Genomic DNA, 16,305 nt, shown 5'->3' on the forward strand with positions numbered 1-16,305 from the left:
GGGGGGGGCGTGCACTCCGCTGGCCAGGGCGGGGGGGGGGGGGGGGGCTCTGTGGGCCCCTTTCCCCCCCCCCCCCCCCCCGGGCCGGGGCCCCGGCCGCGCCCCCCCCGCCCCCCCCCGAGGGGTATCAACACCATCTGCCGGCGCTGTGCGCTGGCTTTCGTATTCCGCGTGTCCGTCCTTGAGGCCGGACGTGCGGGGATCGCGGATGCGTGACCGGGGACCACCTTCCAATCGGGGCCTGCGGTACCCGGGCGAACGGGATCCGCCCGGGCGATCCTGATGGCGTCTGCTCCTCTCTGATTCTTCGGGTCGTAACTGATCTGAACATGCGGTGCTGCACGACGACCCCGGGGGTCGCCCGGCCCGGCCATCAGACCTGGGATCTTCTTGCACTTCCTGACCCCAGGACTCCATTGCCGTGCCGTGTACTGCTCGCGCCAGTTCGTCTCTGTCGCGTATCGCTGACTTCGTCGGCTACGGAAGAAACTCTAGCCATGCGAGGGCGTAATTTCTACCTTTGACACGACAGATTTTCCTGGTCCAGGAGAGAAAATATCTTCGCACTGCCGCAGCTCCGGGGAGCCGGGTCCACCGCGTCGCGACGTGCTCCCGGTTGCGGGCCCGCCCCGCGGGCGTACCGCCAGGTCACGCGAGCCGCGTCGATGCGCTCGGTGTCCAGGTGTCGCCGCGCAAGAGCCGGCGGTCGAATGATCCAGCCGGCCGCTGTCGCGAGGCGGCCGGCATGCGGTACGTAACTACTGCTACTACTGCGCGGTGAGTTCACGCACCGTGGCCATGTCGCTGAACGCCAGCAGCTGTTCTCCGACGATCTGGTACGGCTCACTCCCCTTCCCGGCGACAAGGACGATGTCGTCAGGTCCGGCGCTGGACAGGGCGAAGTCGATGGCCTGGCGGCGGTCCGCGCACCGCTCGAAGCGGGTGCCGGTCGCCAGCAGGCCGGGCGTGATCTGATCCAGGATCGCCTCGGGGTCTTCGTAGCGCGGGTTGTCGGAGGTGAGGACAACCAGGTCGGAGAGGGTCCCGGCGATTTCACCCATTCGTGCGCGCTTGGTGGTGTCCCTGTCGCCGCCGCAGCCGAAGACGGTGATCACCTCTCCGGTGGCGAATTCCCGGATGGCGGTGAGGACTTTCTCCAGCGAGTCGGGGGAGTGGGCGTAGTCCACGATGACGGATGTGCCGCCGGTGGTCTGGAATCGTTCGAACCGTCCAGGGACCGGTGGCATCCGGTCGAGCGCGGCGACGAGTCCGGCCAGGTCGTGTCCCAGAAGGTGGCAGGCCGCCACGGTGGCCAGCGCGTTGGCCACCGAGAACCGTCCTGGTACGGGGATCGCCGCCGGGTACTTGTATCCGGCGTGCTGGAGGGTGAAGCGCGTGCCGAAGGCGTCCATGCTCAGGTCGCTCGCCCGGTAGTCGGCCTCGGCGTCGATGGCGTAGGTCGTGACCGCGCCGGGCATCATCGCCCCGATTCCCGCTCCCACAGGGTCGTCCGCATTGACTACTGCGCGTCGGCACAGCCCTTGGAACAGGCGCAGCTTGGCATCCCGGTAGTTCTCCATGGTGCCGTGGTCGTCCAGGTGGTCCTGGGTGAGGTTGGTGAAGATGCCGACGTCGATGAAGGCGTGGTCCACCCGGTGGGTCAGCAGGCCCATCGACGTGGCCTCCAGGACTACGGTGCTCACCTCGCGGTCGCGCATGTGTCCCAGCAGGTACTGGAAGTCAGGTGACTCCGGTGTGGTCAGCACAGATCTCGGCATGGGGATCAGTTCATCGCCGATCCGGCTGCCGGCCGTCCCGATCACGCCCACCCGCGCGCGTTCGGCGATGCGCAGAACGGACTCCACCATGTACGACACCGACGTCTTCCCGTTGGTGCCGGTGACGGCGACCATGTCCATCTCGCGCCCGGGCTCGCCGTAGTAGCGGGAGGTGACGACCGCGGCCGCCGTACGCGTGTCGGGGACCCGCACGACGCACACCCCGGCTCCCGTGGCCTGCACCGCCGCCGGGAGGTCGGACACCGATGCGTCGACGAGTACCGCCACAGCGCCGCGCGCCAGGGCGGGGCCGACGGCTTCGGGGCCGCCTTCGCGGTGACCGGGCACCGCGATGAACAGGGACCCCGGCGAGACGCGATGGGCGTCGAAGCATGTTCCCGCGGTGATGCGCGTCTCCGGATCGCCCAGAAGGACCTCGTGGTCGTGCCCGGCCAGCAATTCGCTCAACTTCACAGGAGGTCCTCTCGGGGGGTGCGGACAGGCCGGATGTCGGCCGTCGCCGGCAGTGGCGACGGCACGTCGAGCAGCCGCGGGAATGGTGCAGGGATGCGGGGTGGCGAGGGACAGGCAGTGGCTGGGTGTCCCCGGAAACCGGAAGAACCGCAGAAATCAGAAATCACGAAGAAGGCGGCCGCGAGTGGTGCCGGAAGGCTGCGCGGGAGCGGAGAAGAGGATCGGACCCGGTTCGTCAGGAAGTGGTTAGCCGTGGCCGTGCAGCGCGCGGCAGCGAGTCGTCCTGGGCGCAGTGGGGCACAGCGCGCGCGGGGCCCCTCGCAGGCACTCCCTCATCGCGTGTGTGCAACCCATGGGTGGAGTGTACGTCGCGAAGAGCGGCCCCGATCCCGCCCGCGGGCAACCAGCCCGCTGGGCCCTGGCGTGCGCATGGCGCGGCCTCGACCTACTCACTCCAGGGCTCTGTCACCTCACCGTGCCGACCGCCGACGGCGGGGAGCGGCAGCTCTGGACGAAGACCTTGGCAGCGTGCACTCGGCTGCGCAGACCATACGGGAGACGATCTCCGCGTGGCGGCAGCGACCGTGCGTCTCGGACACGACGGCTGGACACGAACTCCTCGCGTACGTGCGCCAGACGGCGCGGGCCATGCGTGATGCGCACTCAGGTCCTGGGCACGCCGGCGAAGTGGTGGGATCGGCGTGCCGTCGGAGCCGTGGAAGCACAGCCGATTTGAAGCCCTGTCAGACCTCCATCACGGCATCGCACTGGGCACAGACGAGCGGCGCGTACTTCGGTGTGTACCACGATGAACCGGGTTGCTCCGAGGGCTTCCAGGATGCCGCTTCCATGGCGAAGGTGTCCTGACCGCACAGGGTGCGCGGCCCTGGAGCGGTGGAGGAGCCGGGAGCGGCGTTCGCCGCGTGCACGCGGAGGACGGGCCGCTCCTCAACCAATGACATGCCGGTGGAGGAGCGCGCTGCAGGCCGCTGATCGAGCTCATACATCACGAAGATCTCGCTCATGTCCCGACGGTAGGCCGATACGGCGGATCATGCAGTGGGGACGCGGGCAGATCGGCCGCGCACCGACCAGCGGCAGGCGGGACCCCGTCGCAGCCTCCGTCGCTGGTCGTCGGCGCGTTTCGGGCCCCAGGGCTCCGCCACTCCTACCATGTGTATGCCAACACCTTGGTCCAGGAGGTTCGTCATGACGCAGGAGGGCGGCCTGAGACTGCGTATGCGGCGTGTCCTCGTCGGCGCACCGCTCTCGGTCGTATTCCGTGCGTTGACCGAACCGCAGGAACTGTCGAAGTGGTGGGGCCCTGATGGGTTCACCATCCCGAGTGTGGAGAGCGAGCTCCGGCCAGGGGGTGGCTATCGGATCGCGATGCAGCCTCCGGAGGGTGAGCTGTTCTATCTGGCAGGGGAATTCCGCGAGGTCGCCCCTCCGGAACGTCTGTCCTACACGTTCCGGTGGGAGGATCCAGACCCTGAGGACCAGGAGACGGTGGTGACCCTGTCGCTGCGCGAACTCGACGCTACGTCGTCGGAGCTGGTGCTCACTCAGGGTGACTTCGCTACGGAGCGGCGCCGCGCTCTTCACGAGGAAGGCTGGACTCAGGGGCTCGACAAACTCGAGGCGCTCGTATCGTCGGCGGCGTCGCCCTGAGATGTTGCCGTGTCACTGGGCGCTACAGCTTCTGCATGCCGCCGCCCTCGCCATCGCCGCGCTCACGCTGCGACTGGCGGCCACGTAACCACGCGCCGATCACCACTGGGGACACAGAGCGATCACCGTCACAGATCACCGCGCATCTGCCCGGTCAGGATTGTGATCGACCTTCTGCGACGCCGGCTCACCCACCCCCCTCGCGAAATCCGGCCTCGGATCCGGCAGCTCGACGTCGCCGCCTGGACCTGACGTCAGATGCCGAGTCCGGCCCCGTCACGCGCGCCGGAGAGGGCCGACCGCCGACGGCGGGGGAGCCCGGCCGACGACCCGCGCGGACAATGAGCTGCGGAAGGGCTGCGGGACCAACACGCCTCAGGAGGACACATGGTCGGAGACTGTGAAGAACGCTATCCCCGCGAGGGCCGCCCGTTGGGCCGCAGCGTGGACAACGAATGGTTCGGGGTGAGCTACTCCACCGAGACTCCCCGCGTTCAGCGGCTGTGGTGGCGGATCAGGTCTGTGTTGCGCCGACCGGTAAGAGGCGTACGGCGCACCCGCTGATGCAGCCCCCGGAGCAGCCGAGTGGGCCCGGCACACGTTATGTGTGGGGCAGGCCGCTACCGGCCGATCAGCGGCACCACTGAAAAGGCGTGGTCCTGCCAGAGCAGACGAGAGGTCTCCTCCGGGTAGGCGGTGACTCCCGGGCGGGTGTCGAAGAGATGCACGAGGCGTTGCTCGGCGTCGAATGCGGGCCAGCCGGGGTCGCCGTGGGCGGCGAACGCCGTAAACGCGGCGCGGATGTGCGCGGACAGCGCCTCTGCCTCCGGGGAGGGGTTTTCGCCGATCAGCGTGGCGGCTTGCCCGCTGCTCAAGTTGCCGAAAACGAGCGGCACGTCGAGGCCGTGACAGGCGCCGAGGGCACCGCCCATACCCGGGGCGGGCCAGGTCAGCTCGTAGACGTGCGCACGGCCGCCGGCGGCGGTCTGGGCCTGGGCCAGGTGGAGGGTCGGCATGCGGAACAGCCAGTCCGAGTTGACCAGTTCGTACAGCTCGTCCGGCCCTGCGGCCGGGAAGCCGTCGCGGTACCGGCGTGCGCCGTCCGGGCCGGGGGCGAAGACTCGTAGGGCGGTCGCCGCCTGCTCCTGCGTCACCTGGCCGAGCAGGCCATCGAGCGCTGAGAACAGCCGGTGCTCGTCGCGAGTGTGGCCGACGACGAGTTCGACGTCCCGGCCGGCGCCGTCGGCCAGGGCCTGCCAAGGAGTGACCGGCAGAACATCGCCGTCGACGACGGGCGAGAACGGGATCGACCTGTGCGCGACCTGGCCCCAGCGCTCCACCCACTGGGCCATCTTGGCGGCGACCGCATCACCGGCGGCGGGCAGCCGGGCCGGGGCCACGGTGGACAAGTCAGCCACCGTGGGCCGCAGCCCCAGCTCGGAGGCGCAGGCGGCGGCGATGTCGGCGGCGAGCGCCGCTGAGAAGAACGTGCCCGGCACGCTCTGCGCGACGGCCCGGTGGAAGAGCCCGGCCGCACGCGGCATCGCCAGCAGCCCGGCGACCGATCCGGCGCCCGCCGACTGGCCGAAGACCGTGACCCGGTCCGGGTCGCCGCCGAAGGCCCGGATGTTGTCGCGCACCCACTCCAAAGCGGCGACCTGGTCGAGTAGGCCCCGGTTGGCGGGCGCCCCCTCGATCTGCGCGAAGCCCTCGATACCCACACGGTGGTTGAACGTCACCACGACGACGCCGCCGTCCCGCGCCAGGCGGCCGCCGTCGTATTCGGGGAGGCCGGACATGCCGATCACGTAGGCGCCGCCGTAGATCCACACCATCACCGGAAGCCCCGCACCCGGGTCCGGCTCGGGCGACCAGACGTTGACCGTCAGCCAGTCGTCGCCCGTCGCGTCCTGCGACAGCGCGTCCATGCCGAACGCACCGGCCTGCGGGGGCGGGGGGCCGTACGACACGGCCGACCGCACGCCGTCCCAGCCCCGAACCGGACGCGGTGCGGCGAAACGGAGCGCGCCGACCGGCGGCTCAGCGAACGGGATGCCGCGGAAGACCGCCAGGCCCGCCTCCCGGCTTCCGCGCACTGCCCCGGCTGCCGCGCGGACTTCGGGCTGGGACCCGGACGACTCGGACGTGGCAACGGTCATCCCAGCTCTCCCTCTGTGGGCAGGTTGAGCGCGATCAAAGACGCGCGCGGTCTGACACCGCGGATCATCCCGCCAAATCAAGATGCAGGCCAACCATTTACGGGGCACGCAAGAATGGACGGGTCGACTACCGTCTACGACCACATGGCCAAGGCCCTGACCCGAGAGTTGGGTCAGCTGCCGTGGCCCCGTGCCTGTTCGTTACGGGATACGTACGACGACCTTGCCGGTGGCCTGATTGGTCTCCATGTACTGGTGCGCGTCGGCGATCTCCTCCAGTGTGAAGACGCGGTCCAGGTTGGCGTGGTAGGTGCCCTTGGACACCGCGTCGACGATGTTCTGGAGGGCCTCGGTGCCGGCGGAGCCCTGGAGGTCCTGGCTGTGGAAGGCGGTGAGCTTGGTGCCGGAGGGGATCATGGCGACAGGTTCGAAGCCGGGGACAGCCCATACGCCGCTGAGCATGCCGGTGACGCACACCGTGCCGCCGCGGGCTGCCAGGTGGAGGGAGTCCAGGAGGGTGGGGGCACCCACGAGGTCGAGGACGTAGTCCGGGCCGCCCGGGCGGATGGCACGTACCTGGTCGGCTATCGCGCCGGTGTCCACCACGACGTGGTCGGCGCCGCGGGTAGCCAGCAGCTCCGCCTTGGCCGGACTGCGGGTGGTGGCAATGGTCTCCAGCCCGCGGTCGGCCGCCAGCGACAGCGCGGCCATGCCGACCGACGAGGTGCCGCCGCGCACCAGCAGTGTGCCGCCGCCGACGATGTTCAGGGCGGCCAGCGAACCGTATGCGGTGAGGTAGGTCTCGGGCAGCGCGCCGAAGGTGGCCCAGTCCAACGTGGTGGACAGCGGCATGAGCAACTCGTCCGGCAGCAGCGCGTACTCGGCATATCCGCCGTCGAAGGCGCGGCCCATCTCGCCCATCACGGCGGCCACCGTGGTCCCGGGCGGCAGCCCGGAGCCGGACGACTCGGCGACCACGCCGACACACTCGATGCCCAGCACCCGGGGGAAGCGGACGCCCGGCGAGTGGCCCTGCCGGGTCATCAGCTCCGAACGATTGAGCCCGAACGCCTTGACCTGCACCAGCGTCCAGCCGGGCCGCGCCTCGGGTCGCGGGACGGTTCGCACCCGCAACACCTCGGGCGGTCCCGGCCGTTCGGCAACGGCCGCTTTCATCATCGTCTCCACGTCTGTTCCCTCTCTGTCCAACTCTGTCCAACAGCGCCGTACAGGTCCTGCAACCCATCCGGGGCAGCAGATCATCCGTGCACGGGCAATACAGACCGCACCGGCGACGGCGCATGGGCGAGGGCGCGGCAGGAAGAAGCATGCTTTGGGGCGTCCTGCGACCAGCGCGGGCTTTCCCGAGGCGTTCGGCGGAGGGCTGCCGATTGCCCCGAAGCGTTTGGCTCCGCTCGTGAGCGGCCGGACAGGTCCTGGCAGGACCGCTCCTGGCTTTCGCCCCCGCTCAGCGCACCGGGATGATGTCGGGGGCGCCGAGCCGTACCGCGTCGGCGGTCTGGTCGTCCGGCTGTTGCTGGGCCTCGCGTTCGGCCACCACCCGCTTCAGGTAGTGGTCGACTTCGCGGTCCTGCTGCGCCCGGTCCCACCCGAGGTGAGGTGCCATCAGTTCGGCGACGCTGCGCGCCGCGTCCACTCCGCGGTCCCAGGACTCGATGGAAATCCGGGTACGCCGGGCGAGCACATCGTCCAGATGGCGGGCTCCCTCATGGGTCACCGCGTACACGGCCTCGACGCGCAGATAGTCGTCGGAGCTCGGCAACGGCTCGCCGAGCGAGGGGTCGGCCGTGACCATGTTGAGCAGTTCGTGCACCAGGGAGCCGTAGCGGTTCAGCAGGTGCTCGATGCGGGCGACATGCAGCCCGGAGCGCTCGGCGAGTCTGTGCCGGGAGTTCCACAGGGCCGGATAGCCGTCGGCGCCGAGCAGCGGAACGCGCTGCGTGACGCAGTCGGCCACCTTCTCGTCCAGACCGCGGGCTGCCTCGTCGACCGCGTCCTTGGCCATCACCCGGTAGGTCGTGTACTTGCCGCCGGCCACCACGACGAGTCCGGGGACCGGATGCGCGACCAGGTGCTCCCGGGAGAGCTTGCTGGTCTCCGCGGCCTCGCCGGACAGGAGCGGGCGCAGACCGGCGTACACGCCCTCGACGTCCTCCGCGGCCAGCGGCGTGACCAGAACGCGGTTGACGTGTTCCAGCAGGTAGCTGACGTCCTTGGAACTCAGCGCGGGATGGGCCTTGTCCAGTTTCCAGTCGGTGTCGGTCGTCCCGATGATCCAGTGCCGCCCCCAGGGAATGACGAACAGCACGCTCTTCTCGGTGCGCAGGATCAGCCCGGTGTGGGAGATGATCCGGTCACGCGGGACCAGCAGATGCACGCCCTTGGAGGCGCGGACGTGGAACTGGCCGCGGGTGCCGGCCATGGTCTGGGTGTCGTCCGTCCACACGCCGGTCGCGTTGATGACCTGCTTGGCGGACACCTCGGTCTCATTGCCGGTCTCCAGGTCCGTGACCACGGCGCCCACCACCCGCTCGCCCTGGCGCAGGAAGCGGCTGACGCGCGTGCGATTGGCGGCCAGTGCCCCGTAGGCGGCTGCCGTACGGGCGAGGAACATGGTGTGCCGGGCATCGTCGACCTGGGCGTCCCAGTACTGGATCGCGCCGGCCAGGGCGTCGGAGCGCAGCGCGGGCGCCTCGCGCAGGGCCTGGCGCTTGAGCAGGTGGCGGTGGCGCGGCAGGCCGCTGGAGGTGCCCGAGGCCGCGGCCATGGTGTCGTAGAGCAGCACGCCGACGCCGACATACGGGCGCTCCCAGACCCGGTGTTGAAGCGGGTAGAGGAAGGGCACCGGCCGCACCAGATGCGGGGCCAAGAGCTGGAGCAGCAGTCCCCGCTCCTTGAGCGCTTCGGCGACCAGCCGGAAGTCCAGCATCTCGAGGTAGCGCAGGCCGCCGTGAATCAGCTTGCTGGAGCGGCTGGAAGTGCCCGAGGCCCAGTCCCGGGCTTCGACGAGGCCGACCCGCAGGCCCCGGGTGGCGGCATCCAGGGCTGCCCCGGCGCCCACGACACCGCCACCGACGACCAGGACGTCCAGCTCACCCTCCCCCAGCCGAGCGAGGGCCTCCGCGCGTGCCTCGGGCGAGAGAGCCACCGGATTCACCATCGGACTCCTATCGGACTCCTATCGGACTCCTGTTGGTCTCCTACTCGTGCTGCGGTCGTGCGCTGCGCACGTGGCCGGTGGCGTCCGCGTCGCGCGGGCGCCACCGGCCCTGGGCCTATTCGACCTTGGCCCAGTCGAGCGTGCGCTCCACCGCCTTCTTCCAGCCCGCGTATCCTTCCTCGCGCTGCTCCTCGGACCACTGCGGCTCCCAGCGCTTGGACTCCTGCCAGTGGGTGCGCAGCTCGTCGGTGTCCCCCCAGAAGCCGGTGGCCAGACCGGCCGCGTAGGCGGCACCGAGCGCGGTGGTCTCGGCGACGACCGGGCGGCTGACCGGTACGCCGAGGACATTGGCCTGGATCTGCATGCACAGGTCGTTGGCCGTCACGCCGCCGTCGACCTTGAGCACGTCCAGATGGACGCCGGAGTCCTGCTCCATGGCCTCCACCACGTCGCGGCTCTGGTAGCAGATGGCTTCCAGGGTGGCGCGCGCCAGGTGGCCGTTGTCGTTGTACCGGGCGAGGCCGACAATCGCGCCGCGGGCGTCGGAGCGCCAGTACGGGGCGAACAGGCCCGAGAAGGCGGGGACGAAGTACATGCCGCCGTTGTCCTCGACCGTGCCGGCCAGCGCCTCGCTCTCGGCGGCGGTCTTGATGATCTTCATCTGGTCGCGCAGCCACTGCACCGCGGACCCGGTGACCGCGATGGACCCCTCCAGGGCGTAGATCGCCGGGCTGTCGCCGAACTGGTACGCCACGGTGGTGAGAAGGCCGTTCTGCGAGCGGACCAGTTCGGTGCCGGTGTTGAGCACCAGGAAGTTGCCGGTGCCGTAGGTGTTCTTGGCTTCGCCGGGCGCGTAGCAGACCTGCCCGACGGTGGCCGCCTGCTGGTCGCCGAGCATCCCGGTGATGGGGATGGCGGCGCGCAGCGGCCGGGAGGTACGGGTCTCGCCGAACGCCTCCCGGTGGGAGGACGGGCTGATGGTGGGCAACATCGCCCGGGGGATGTCGAAGAAGCCCAGCAACTCGTCGTCCCAGTCGAGGGTTTCCAGGTTCATCAGCATGGTGCGGCTGGCGTTGGTCACGTCGGTGGCGTGGATTCCGCCGTCGGGGCCGCCGGTGAGGTTCCACAGCACCCAGCAGTCCGTGTTGCCGAAGAGGGCATGGCCCTGCTCGGCCGCCTCGCGGACGCCGTCGACGTTCTCCAGGATCCACTTGATCTTGCCGCCGGAGAAGTAGGTGGCCGGCGGCAGTCCCGCCTTGCGGCGGATGACGTCGCCCTGGCCCGAGCGTTCCAGGGCGGCCGCGATGGAGTCGGTGCGGGTGTCCTGCCAGACGATGGCGTTGTAGTAGGGACGGCCGCTGCGGGGGTCCCAGACGACGGTTGTCTCCCGCTGGTTGGTGATGCCGATCGCCGCCAGGTCGGACGGGGACAGGTTCCCGTGCCGGAGGGCGTTCTGGATCACCGAATTGGTGCGTTCCCAGATCTCCACCGGGTCGTGCTCGACCCACCCCGAGCGCGGGAGTATCTGGGCGTGCTCCAGCTGGTGCTTCGCAACTTCGTTGCCGTCATGGTCGAAGATCATGAAACGGGTGCTGGTGGTTCCCTGGTCCACTGCGCCGACGAAGTCCGCCATGGCAATGCCGCCTCTCTTGTGGGATGGACTGGTTGCGGCCTCACGCAGGGCCGGTCAGCCCTCGGGGGTCGGGACGCGTCCGAGGGCTCCGGCTCCGCGGTCGGCAGGAACCGGCTGATGAGGAACTTGTACAGGAACGCTCCGAGCAGGGCCGCCGATCAGCGGACCGATGATCGGCACCCAGAAGTAGAAGTTTCCGCACTGATCTCGCCACGCTCCGCCGTACCCGGTGAAGAAGCTGGCCAGCCGGGGACCGAAGTCACGGGCCGGGTTGATTGCGTATCCCGCGTCGGTGCCCCGGCCCATGCCGATGCCTACCGTCTTCGGTTGCGGTGTGGTGGCTCAAGTGGCCGTCGGCGGAGCCCCCACGGATCCCGATGCTGTCGTGGTTTCGAGGCCGCCCGGGGAGGATGAGAATCAGAGTGCCGGCGAATTCGGCTGAAAGCTCGCCGACCAGCCCTGATCTTTTAAGACGCTCAGCCATGGGAGCCCGCTTCCTGCCGGCTCAGGACCGGCCGTCGCTTGCCCGAGTCCCCCAAGACGTCATCGTATGACGATCAAGAGTCGGCCGCATGCGAGGCGGCGTGGTCCCGCACTGACCGGGGCGGAGACCGACGCCCGCGTCGTCGCGGGGGAGGGAGAGAGCGGCGCGGGGAGCCCACGGGGCGATGCCGAGCGGCATAGCCGGTCCGAACCCTGACCACAGCCGTCAGCCGACCTTTAGGGCGCCCGTCAGCGGGAAACCGCAGTTAGGAGCCGTGAAACCGGCTCGACCAGTCCCCGCAGCCAGGGCACACGGCCCCGGCGGACGTGCCCAGGGCTGCAACTTCCCGGAGAGCACCACGATGGTCAGCCGTCACTCAGCTTGCGCAGCCAGAGGAGGAGCCGGAGCTCGCGTCGGGACGGCGGTTGTACACGGGTGCGGGAGGTGCTCCGACACTTGTTCGGGTGGTATTCACGTGTTCTGACAGCACCAGGGTTCTTGCCGGCCCAGCACCTGATGCGCTTGGTGAAAGTGCTCATCACGCCATGCCGAAGGCGAAGCTGTATGCGGCGGTCCGGCGTGGCCGCCGTGGCGGCTTGGCGCGTCGAGATCGGCACCGACTCCTGGCCCGGGCGCAGCACGTGCCGAGGTCGTGCAGCGGCGCGGTGCACGCGAGCGCGCGCAGCCGCCGCGCGAGCCCTTCGTCGGCGGCCGGGCCCTGCGCGGGCCGCGGCCCCGCGCTGAGCTGGGGCGGAACGAAGTCCGTCGAGGCAGGCGAAGTCACGCTGCACAGATTAGGTCCTTGCACTGACAACGGCCGAAACGGCGCAGAAGCGACCGGCCCCGCTACGCTCCGTCCGCGTCCCCCTCTGCGACGAGATGCGCGTACGTCTCGACCAGCTGCATGCGCGAGTTGTCGAGGTAGTCCGCGAGGAGCCGCTCCGCGCCCGACCGGTCCCCCCGCAGGGCTTCTAGAATCGCCGGGTTGCGTACGAGATAGGGCGGGTTTCCTCGGCGAGCAACCGCATCGGGCTGCGTACCGAAGGGCCGTCCCAGGAGCGCGCTGTACGAGGCGAACCCCCAGGGATCTCGCGGCGGCGGCACAGGCCGTGCCCGGCACGCCAGTGCGTTTCATACCGGTTCGCTCCGCCCGCTCCACCGACTACGACTCGGGCGTGCCGTAGCCCCCGCCGCCGGGCGTGTGCATCACGAGGACGTCCCCGGGGCCGACGTCCACCGAGTCCACGCCATGCAGCTCCGTCACGCTTCCGTCGGCACGCTCCACGAGGTTGCGGCCGAGCGCTCCCGGCTCGCCGCCCGCCATGCCGTACGGCGGAACGCGTCGGTGCCCGGTGAGCAGCGCCACCGTCATCGGCTCCAGGAAGCGGATTTTGCGGACGACTCCGCGGCCGCCGCTCCAGCGTCCTCGGCCGCCGCTGCCCGTCCGTACCGCGAAGGCGTCTACGCGCACCGGGTAGCGCCACTCCAGCACTTCGGGGTCGGTGAGGCGCGAGTTGGTCATATGGGTCTGCACGGCGTCGGCGCCGTCGAAGCCGTCGCCCGCGCCGGAGCCGCTGGCCACCGTCTCGTAGTACTGCACACGGTCATTGCCGAAGGTCAGATTGTTCATCGTGCCCGAGCCCTCGGCCTGGACGCCGAGCGCGGCGTACAGCGCGCCGGTGACGGCCTGCGAGGTCTCCACATTGCCGGCAACGGTTGCCGCGGGGTGGGCGGGCGCGAGCATCGAGCCGTCCGGCACGCGCACCTCCAGCGGCTCCAGGCTTCCGCTGTTGAGGGGGATGTCTTCGGTCACCAGCGTGCGGAACACGTACAGCACCGCCGCCATTACGACGGATGTGGGGGCGTTGAAATTCCCCGGCTGCTGCGGCGATGTGCCGGTGAAGTCGATGACGGCGCTGCGCGCCTCGCGGTCCACGAGCAGGGCCACCTGGATGACGGCGCCGTTGTCGGTCTCGTAGCGGTACTCGCCGTCGCTGAGACCGGCGACGATCCGGCGCACCGACTCCTCGGCGTTGTCCCGCACATGCTGCATATAGGCCTGAACTACGTCGAGCCCGAACTCGTCGACCATGCGGCGCAGTTCGGCGATGCCCTTCTCGTTGGCGGCGATCTGGGCGCGCAGGTCGGCCAGGTTGGTGTCGGGCGCGCGGGACGGATATGCGGCGGTGGTCAGCAGTTCCCGCGTCTCGGCCTCGCGCAGCTGCCCGTCCCGCACGAGCAGCCAGTTGTCGAAGAGCACGCCCTCCTCGTCGATGGTGCTGCTGAAGGCGGGCATGGAGCCGGGGGTGATGCCGCCGATCTCGGCGTGGTGCCCGCGCGAGGCCACCAGAAAGCGCAGCTCATCGCCGTCGAACACGGGCGTCACGACGGTCACATCGGGCAGATGCGTGCCGCCGTGGTAGGGGTCGTTGATCGCATACACATCGCCCGGTTGCATCCCGCCCCTGTCCTTGTTGCGGCGCAGCACCTCCTTGATGGACTCGCCCATCGAGCCGAGATGTACGGGGATGTGGGGAGCGTTGGCGACCAGGTTGCCGTGTTCGTCGAACAGGGCGCACGAGAAGTCGAGCCGTTCCTTGATGTTGACGGAGTGGGCGGTGTTCTCCAGCCGTACGCCCATCTGCTCGGCGATGGCCATGAAGAGGTTGTTGAAGACCTCCAGGAGGACCGGGTCCACATCGGTGCCGACGGCGGTCTTGCCGGGGCGTGGGCGTACGCGCGTCAGCAGCAGCTGCCCGTTCTCGTCGGAGGCGGCGCGCCAGCCGGGGTCGACGACGGTGGTGGCATCGGCTTCGGCGATGATCGCGGGCCCTTCGACGGCGTCGCCGGGGCGCAGATCCCGGCGCCAGTACAGGGGCGTCTCGCGCTGCTCGCCGTCCACGAACATCGGCACCGTGGCGCGCGGGGCAAACTCGCCGTCACTCTCGGTCTCGTCGACGACGTAGGCGCCGTGTTCACCCGCCGTGCCCACGGCTTCGACCGAGACGGCCTCGATGACCAGAGGCTTGTCCATGGTGAACGCGTAACGCGCGTGGTGGGTCGTCTCGAATGCCTCCTTCATGGCGGTGACGGTGTCCAGCGGCACGGGCAGGCTCGCGTCCGTGCCCGCGTAACGGAGCAGCACGCGCGCGTGTGTGCTGATCGCGTCGTCCGGGATGTTGTCGGCGCGCAGTTCGGCGCGGGTGCGGGCCGCGAGCTCGTCGCAGAGTGTGCGTACGCGCGTGACTGCTCTCTCGTCCAGCTCGGCCTCCACGGACTGTTCGCGCATGGCGGTCGCGTCGGCGAGACCGATGCCGTACGCGGAGAGCACTCCGGCCAGCGGCGGCACGAGCACGGTGTTGACGCCCAGGGCGTCGGCGACCGCGCAGGCGTGCTGGCCGCCGGCGCCGCCGAAGGAGGTGAGGGCGTAGCGGGTGATGTCGTGGCCGCGCTGTACGGAGATCTTCTTGACCGCGTTCGCCATGTTGAGGACGGCGATCTCCAGGAAACCGGCGGCGACTTCTTGGGGGGTGCGCTTGGTGCCGCTCTCCTTGTGCACCTCCTCGGCGAGCGCGGCGAAACGCTCGCGCACGGTTTCGGCGTCCAGGGGTTGGTCGCCGCCGGGTCCGAAGACGGTGGGGAAGTGGTCGGGCTGGATGCGGCCGAGCATCACATTGGCGTCGGTGACGGTGAGGGGGCCGCCGCGGCGGTAGCAGGCGGGGCCGGGGACGGCGCCCGCGGAGTCGGGGCCGACACGGTAACGGCGGCCGTCGAAGTGGAGAACGGAACCGCCGCCGGCCGCGACGGTGTGGATGTTCATCATGGGCGCGCGCATGCGGACGCCCGCGACCTGGGTACCGAGCTCGCGCTCGAACTCGCCCGCGTAGTGCGACACATCGGTGGATGTGCCGCCCATGTCGAAGCCGATGACCCGGCCGAATCCGGCCTGCTCGGAGGTGCGGGCCATGCCGACGACGCCACCGGCCGGCCCTGACAGCACGGCGTCCTTGCCACGGAAGTTGACTGCTTCGCGCAGGCCTCCGTTGGACTGCATGAACATCAGGCGGATGCCATTGAGTTCGGCTGCGACCTCGTCGACGTACCGCCTCAGGATCGGCGACAGATAGGCATCCACGACGGTGGTGTCGCCGCGCGGTACGAGTTTGATCAGCGGACTGACCTCGTGGGAGGAGCTGACCTGGGTGAAGCCGAGGTCCCGGGCGGCTTCGGCGATCCGGCTCTCGTGCGTGGGGTAACGGTAGCCGTGCAGCAGTACGACGGCGGCGCTGAGGAAGCCGTCGGCGCGGGCCTCCTTCAACTGCTCGGTGACGGCTGCCAGATCGAGCGGCCGGACGGTCTCGCCGTGCGCGTCGAGGCGTTCGGGAACCTCGATGACGCGCTCGTACACCGCCTCGGGCAGCACGATCCGGCGGTCGAAGAGCCGGGGCCGGTTCTGGTAGGCGATGCGCAGGGCGTCCCGGAAACCCTCGGTGATGACGAGGACGGTCGGCTCGCCACGGCGCTCCAGCAGGGCGTTGGTGGCGACGGTGGTGCCCATCTTCACACTGTCGACCCGGTCGGCCGGGACGGGCTCGTCCGGGCCGACGCCGAGCAACAGCCGGATCCCGGCGACGGCCGCGTCCCGGTATCGCTCTGGGTTGTGCGAGAGCAGTTTCCGGGTCACGAGCCGTCCGTCGGGGCGTTTGCCCACGATGTCGGTGAAGGTGCCGCCACGGTCGATCCAGAACTCCCAGCGCCCTGTCATTCCCCCATTGTGGCAAGGGGACCGTCCGGTGACACGGCGGCGAGCGCGGACGAGAGGGCATGCTTGGCGCTCAGGTCCAGGCGTGCGCTGGTGCCGCGCGCCCAGTGGCGTACCTCCGCGCCCGCCAGCCGCATCAGCTGCGGCAGCAGGTCGGTGCAGC

General features: G+C 69.8%; 9 protein-coding genes and 3 pseudogenes. 2 read left to right on the plus strand and 10 right to left on the minus strand.

The window, feature by feature from the left end; translation table 11 throughout:
• Positions 1-767: 767 nt before the first annotated feature.
• Both ACZ3H8_RS28545 and ACZ3H8_RS28550 read right to left on the minus strand, forming a co-directional pair.
• On the minus strand, positions 768-2,252 hold the full coding sequence (locus ACZ3H8_RS28545; RefSeq protein WP_467406711.1) for a UDP-N-acetylmuramoyl-L-alanyl-D-glutamate--2,6-diaminopimelate ligase: 1,485 nt from the start codon (positions 2,250-2,252) through the stop codon (positions 768-770).
• Positions 2,253-2,995: 743 nt separating this feature from the next.
• Positions 2,996-3,277, minus strand: coding sequence for a hypothetical protein (locus tag ACZ3H8_RS28550; protein WP_467406714.1), 282 nt, complete (start codon positions 3,275-3,277; stop codon positions 2,996-2,998).
• A gap of 184 nt (positions 3,278-3,461) precedes the next feature.
• On the opposite strand from ACZ3H8_RS28550, the gene ACZ3H8_RS28555 reads away from it, so the two are divergent.
• Positions 3,462-3,923, plus strand: a complete 462-nt coding sequence (locus ACZ3H8_RS28555) for an SRPBCC family protein (protein WP_467406715.1) — start codon at positions 3,462-3,464, stop codon at positions 3,921-3,923.
• 620 nt (positions 3,924-4,543) lie between these two features.
• On the opposite strand, the gene ACZ3H8_RS28560 is transcribed toward ACZ3H8_RS28555, so the two are convergent.
• The 6 genes and pseudogenes from ACZ3H8_RS28560 to ACZ3H8_RS28585 all read right to left on the minus strand — a co-directional run bounded on the left by ACZ3H8_RS28560 (position 4,544) and on the right by ACZ3H8_RS28585 (position 12,164).
• A complete protein-coding gene (locus ACZ3H8_RS28560; RefSeq protein ID WP_467406718.1) occupies positions 4,544-6,082 on the minus strand; it encodes a carboxylesterase/lipase family protein in 1,539 nt (512 codons plus the stop codon).
• A 201-nt stretch (positions 6,083-6,283) separates the two neighbouring features.
• Positions 6,284-7,261 (minus strand): zinc-binding dehydrogenase, encoded by a 978-nt coding sequence (locus tag ACZ3H8_RS28565; protein WP_467406761.1) that lies wholly within the window; start codon positions 7,259-7,261, stop codon positions 6,284-6,286.
• Positions 7,262-7,550: 289 nt separating this feature from the next.
• Positions 7,551-9,263: a glycerol-3-phosphate dehydrogenase/oxidase gene (locus ACZ3H8_RS28570; protein WP_467406719.1), complete on the minus strand. Its 1,713-nt coding sequence runs from the start codon at positions 9,261-9,263 to the stop codon at positions 7,551-7,553.
• 115 nt (positions 9,264-9,378) lie between these two features.
• Entirely contained in the window at positions 9,379-10,896 is a 1,518-nt protein-coding gene (glpK, locus tag ACZ3H8_RS28575; protein WP_467406722.1) for a glycerol kinase GlpK, read from the minus strand.
• Positions 10,897-10,950: 54 nt separating this feature from the next.
• Positions 10,951-11,214 (minus strand): annotated as a pseudogene (locus ACZ3H8_RS28580) (aquaporin); the annotation flags it as partial.
• A 704-nt stretch (positions 11,215-11,918) separates the two neighbouring features.
• The gene (locus ACZ3H8_RS28585) at positions 11,919-12,164 is read right to left on the minus strand and encodes a hypothetical protein (RefSeq protein WP_467406765.1); all 246 of its coding nucleotides are present in this window, start codon (positions 12,162-12,164) and stop codon (positions 11,919-11,921) included.
• A gap of 218 nt (positions 12,165-12,382) precedes the next feature.
• Here ACZ3H8_RS28585 and ACZ3H8_RS28590 point away from each other — a divergent pair.
• Positions 12,383-12,564 (plus strand): annotated as a pseudogene (locus ACZ3H8_RS28590) (hypothetical protein); the annotation flags it as partial.
• Here ACZ3H8_RS28590 and ACZ3H8_RS28595 read toward each other — a convergent pair.
• Together ACZ3H8_RS28595 and ACZ3H8_RS28600 are read right to left on the minus strand one after the other, a co-directional pair.
• Complete coding sequence (locus tag ACZ3H8_RS28595; RefSeq protein ID WP_467406723.1) at positions 12,543-16,145, minus strand: hydantoinase B/oxoprolinase family protein; 3,603 nt, start codon at positions 16,143-16,145, stop codon at positions 12,543-12,545. The pseudogene ACZ3H8_RS28590 and the gene ACZ3H8_RS28595 sit on opposite strands and share 22 nt — an antisense overlap.
• A pseudogene (locus ACZ3H8_RS28600) lies at positions 16,142-16,305 on the minus strand (GDSL-type esterase/lipase family protein); the annotation flags it as partial. The gene ACZ3H8_RS28595 and the pseudogene ACZ3H8_RS28600, both read right to left, overlap by 4 nt.

This window comes from Streptomyces sp. NPDC002868, assembly GCF_055563295.1.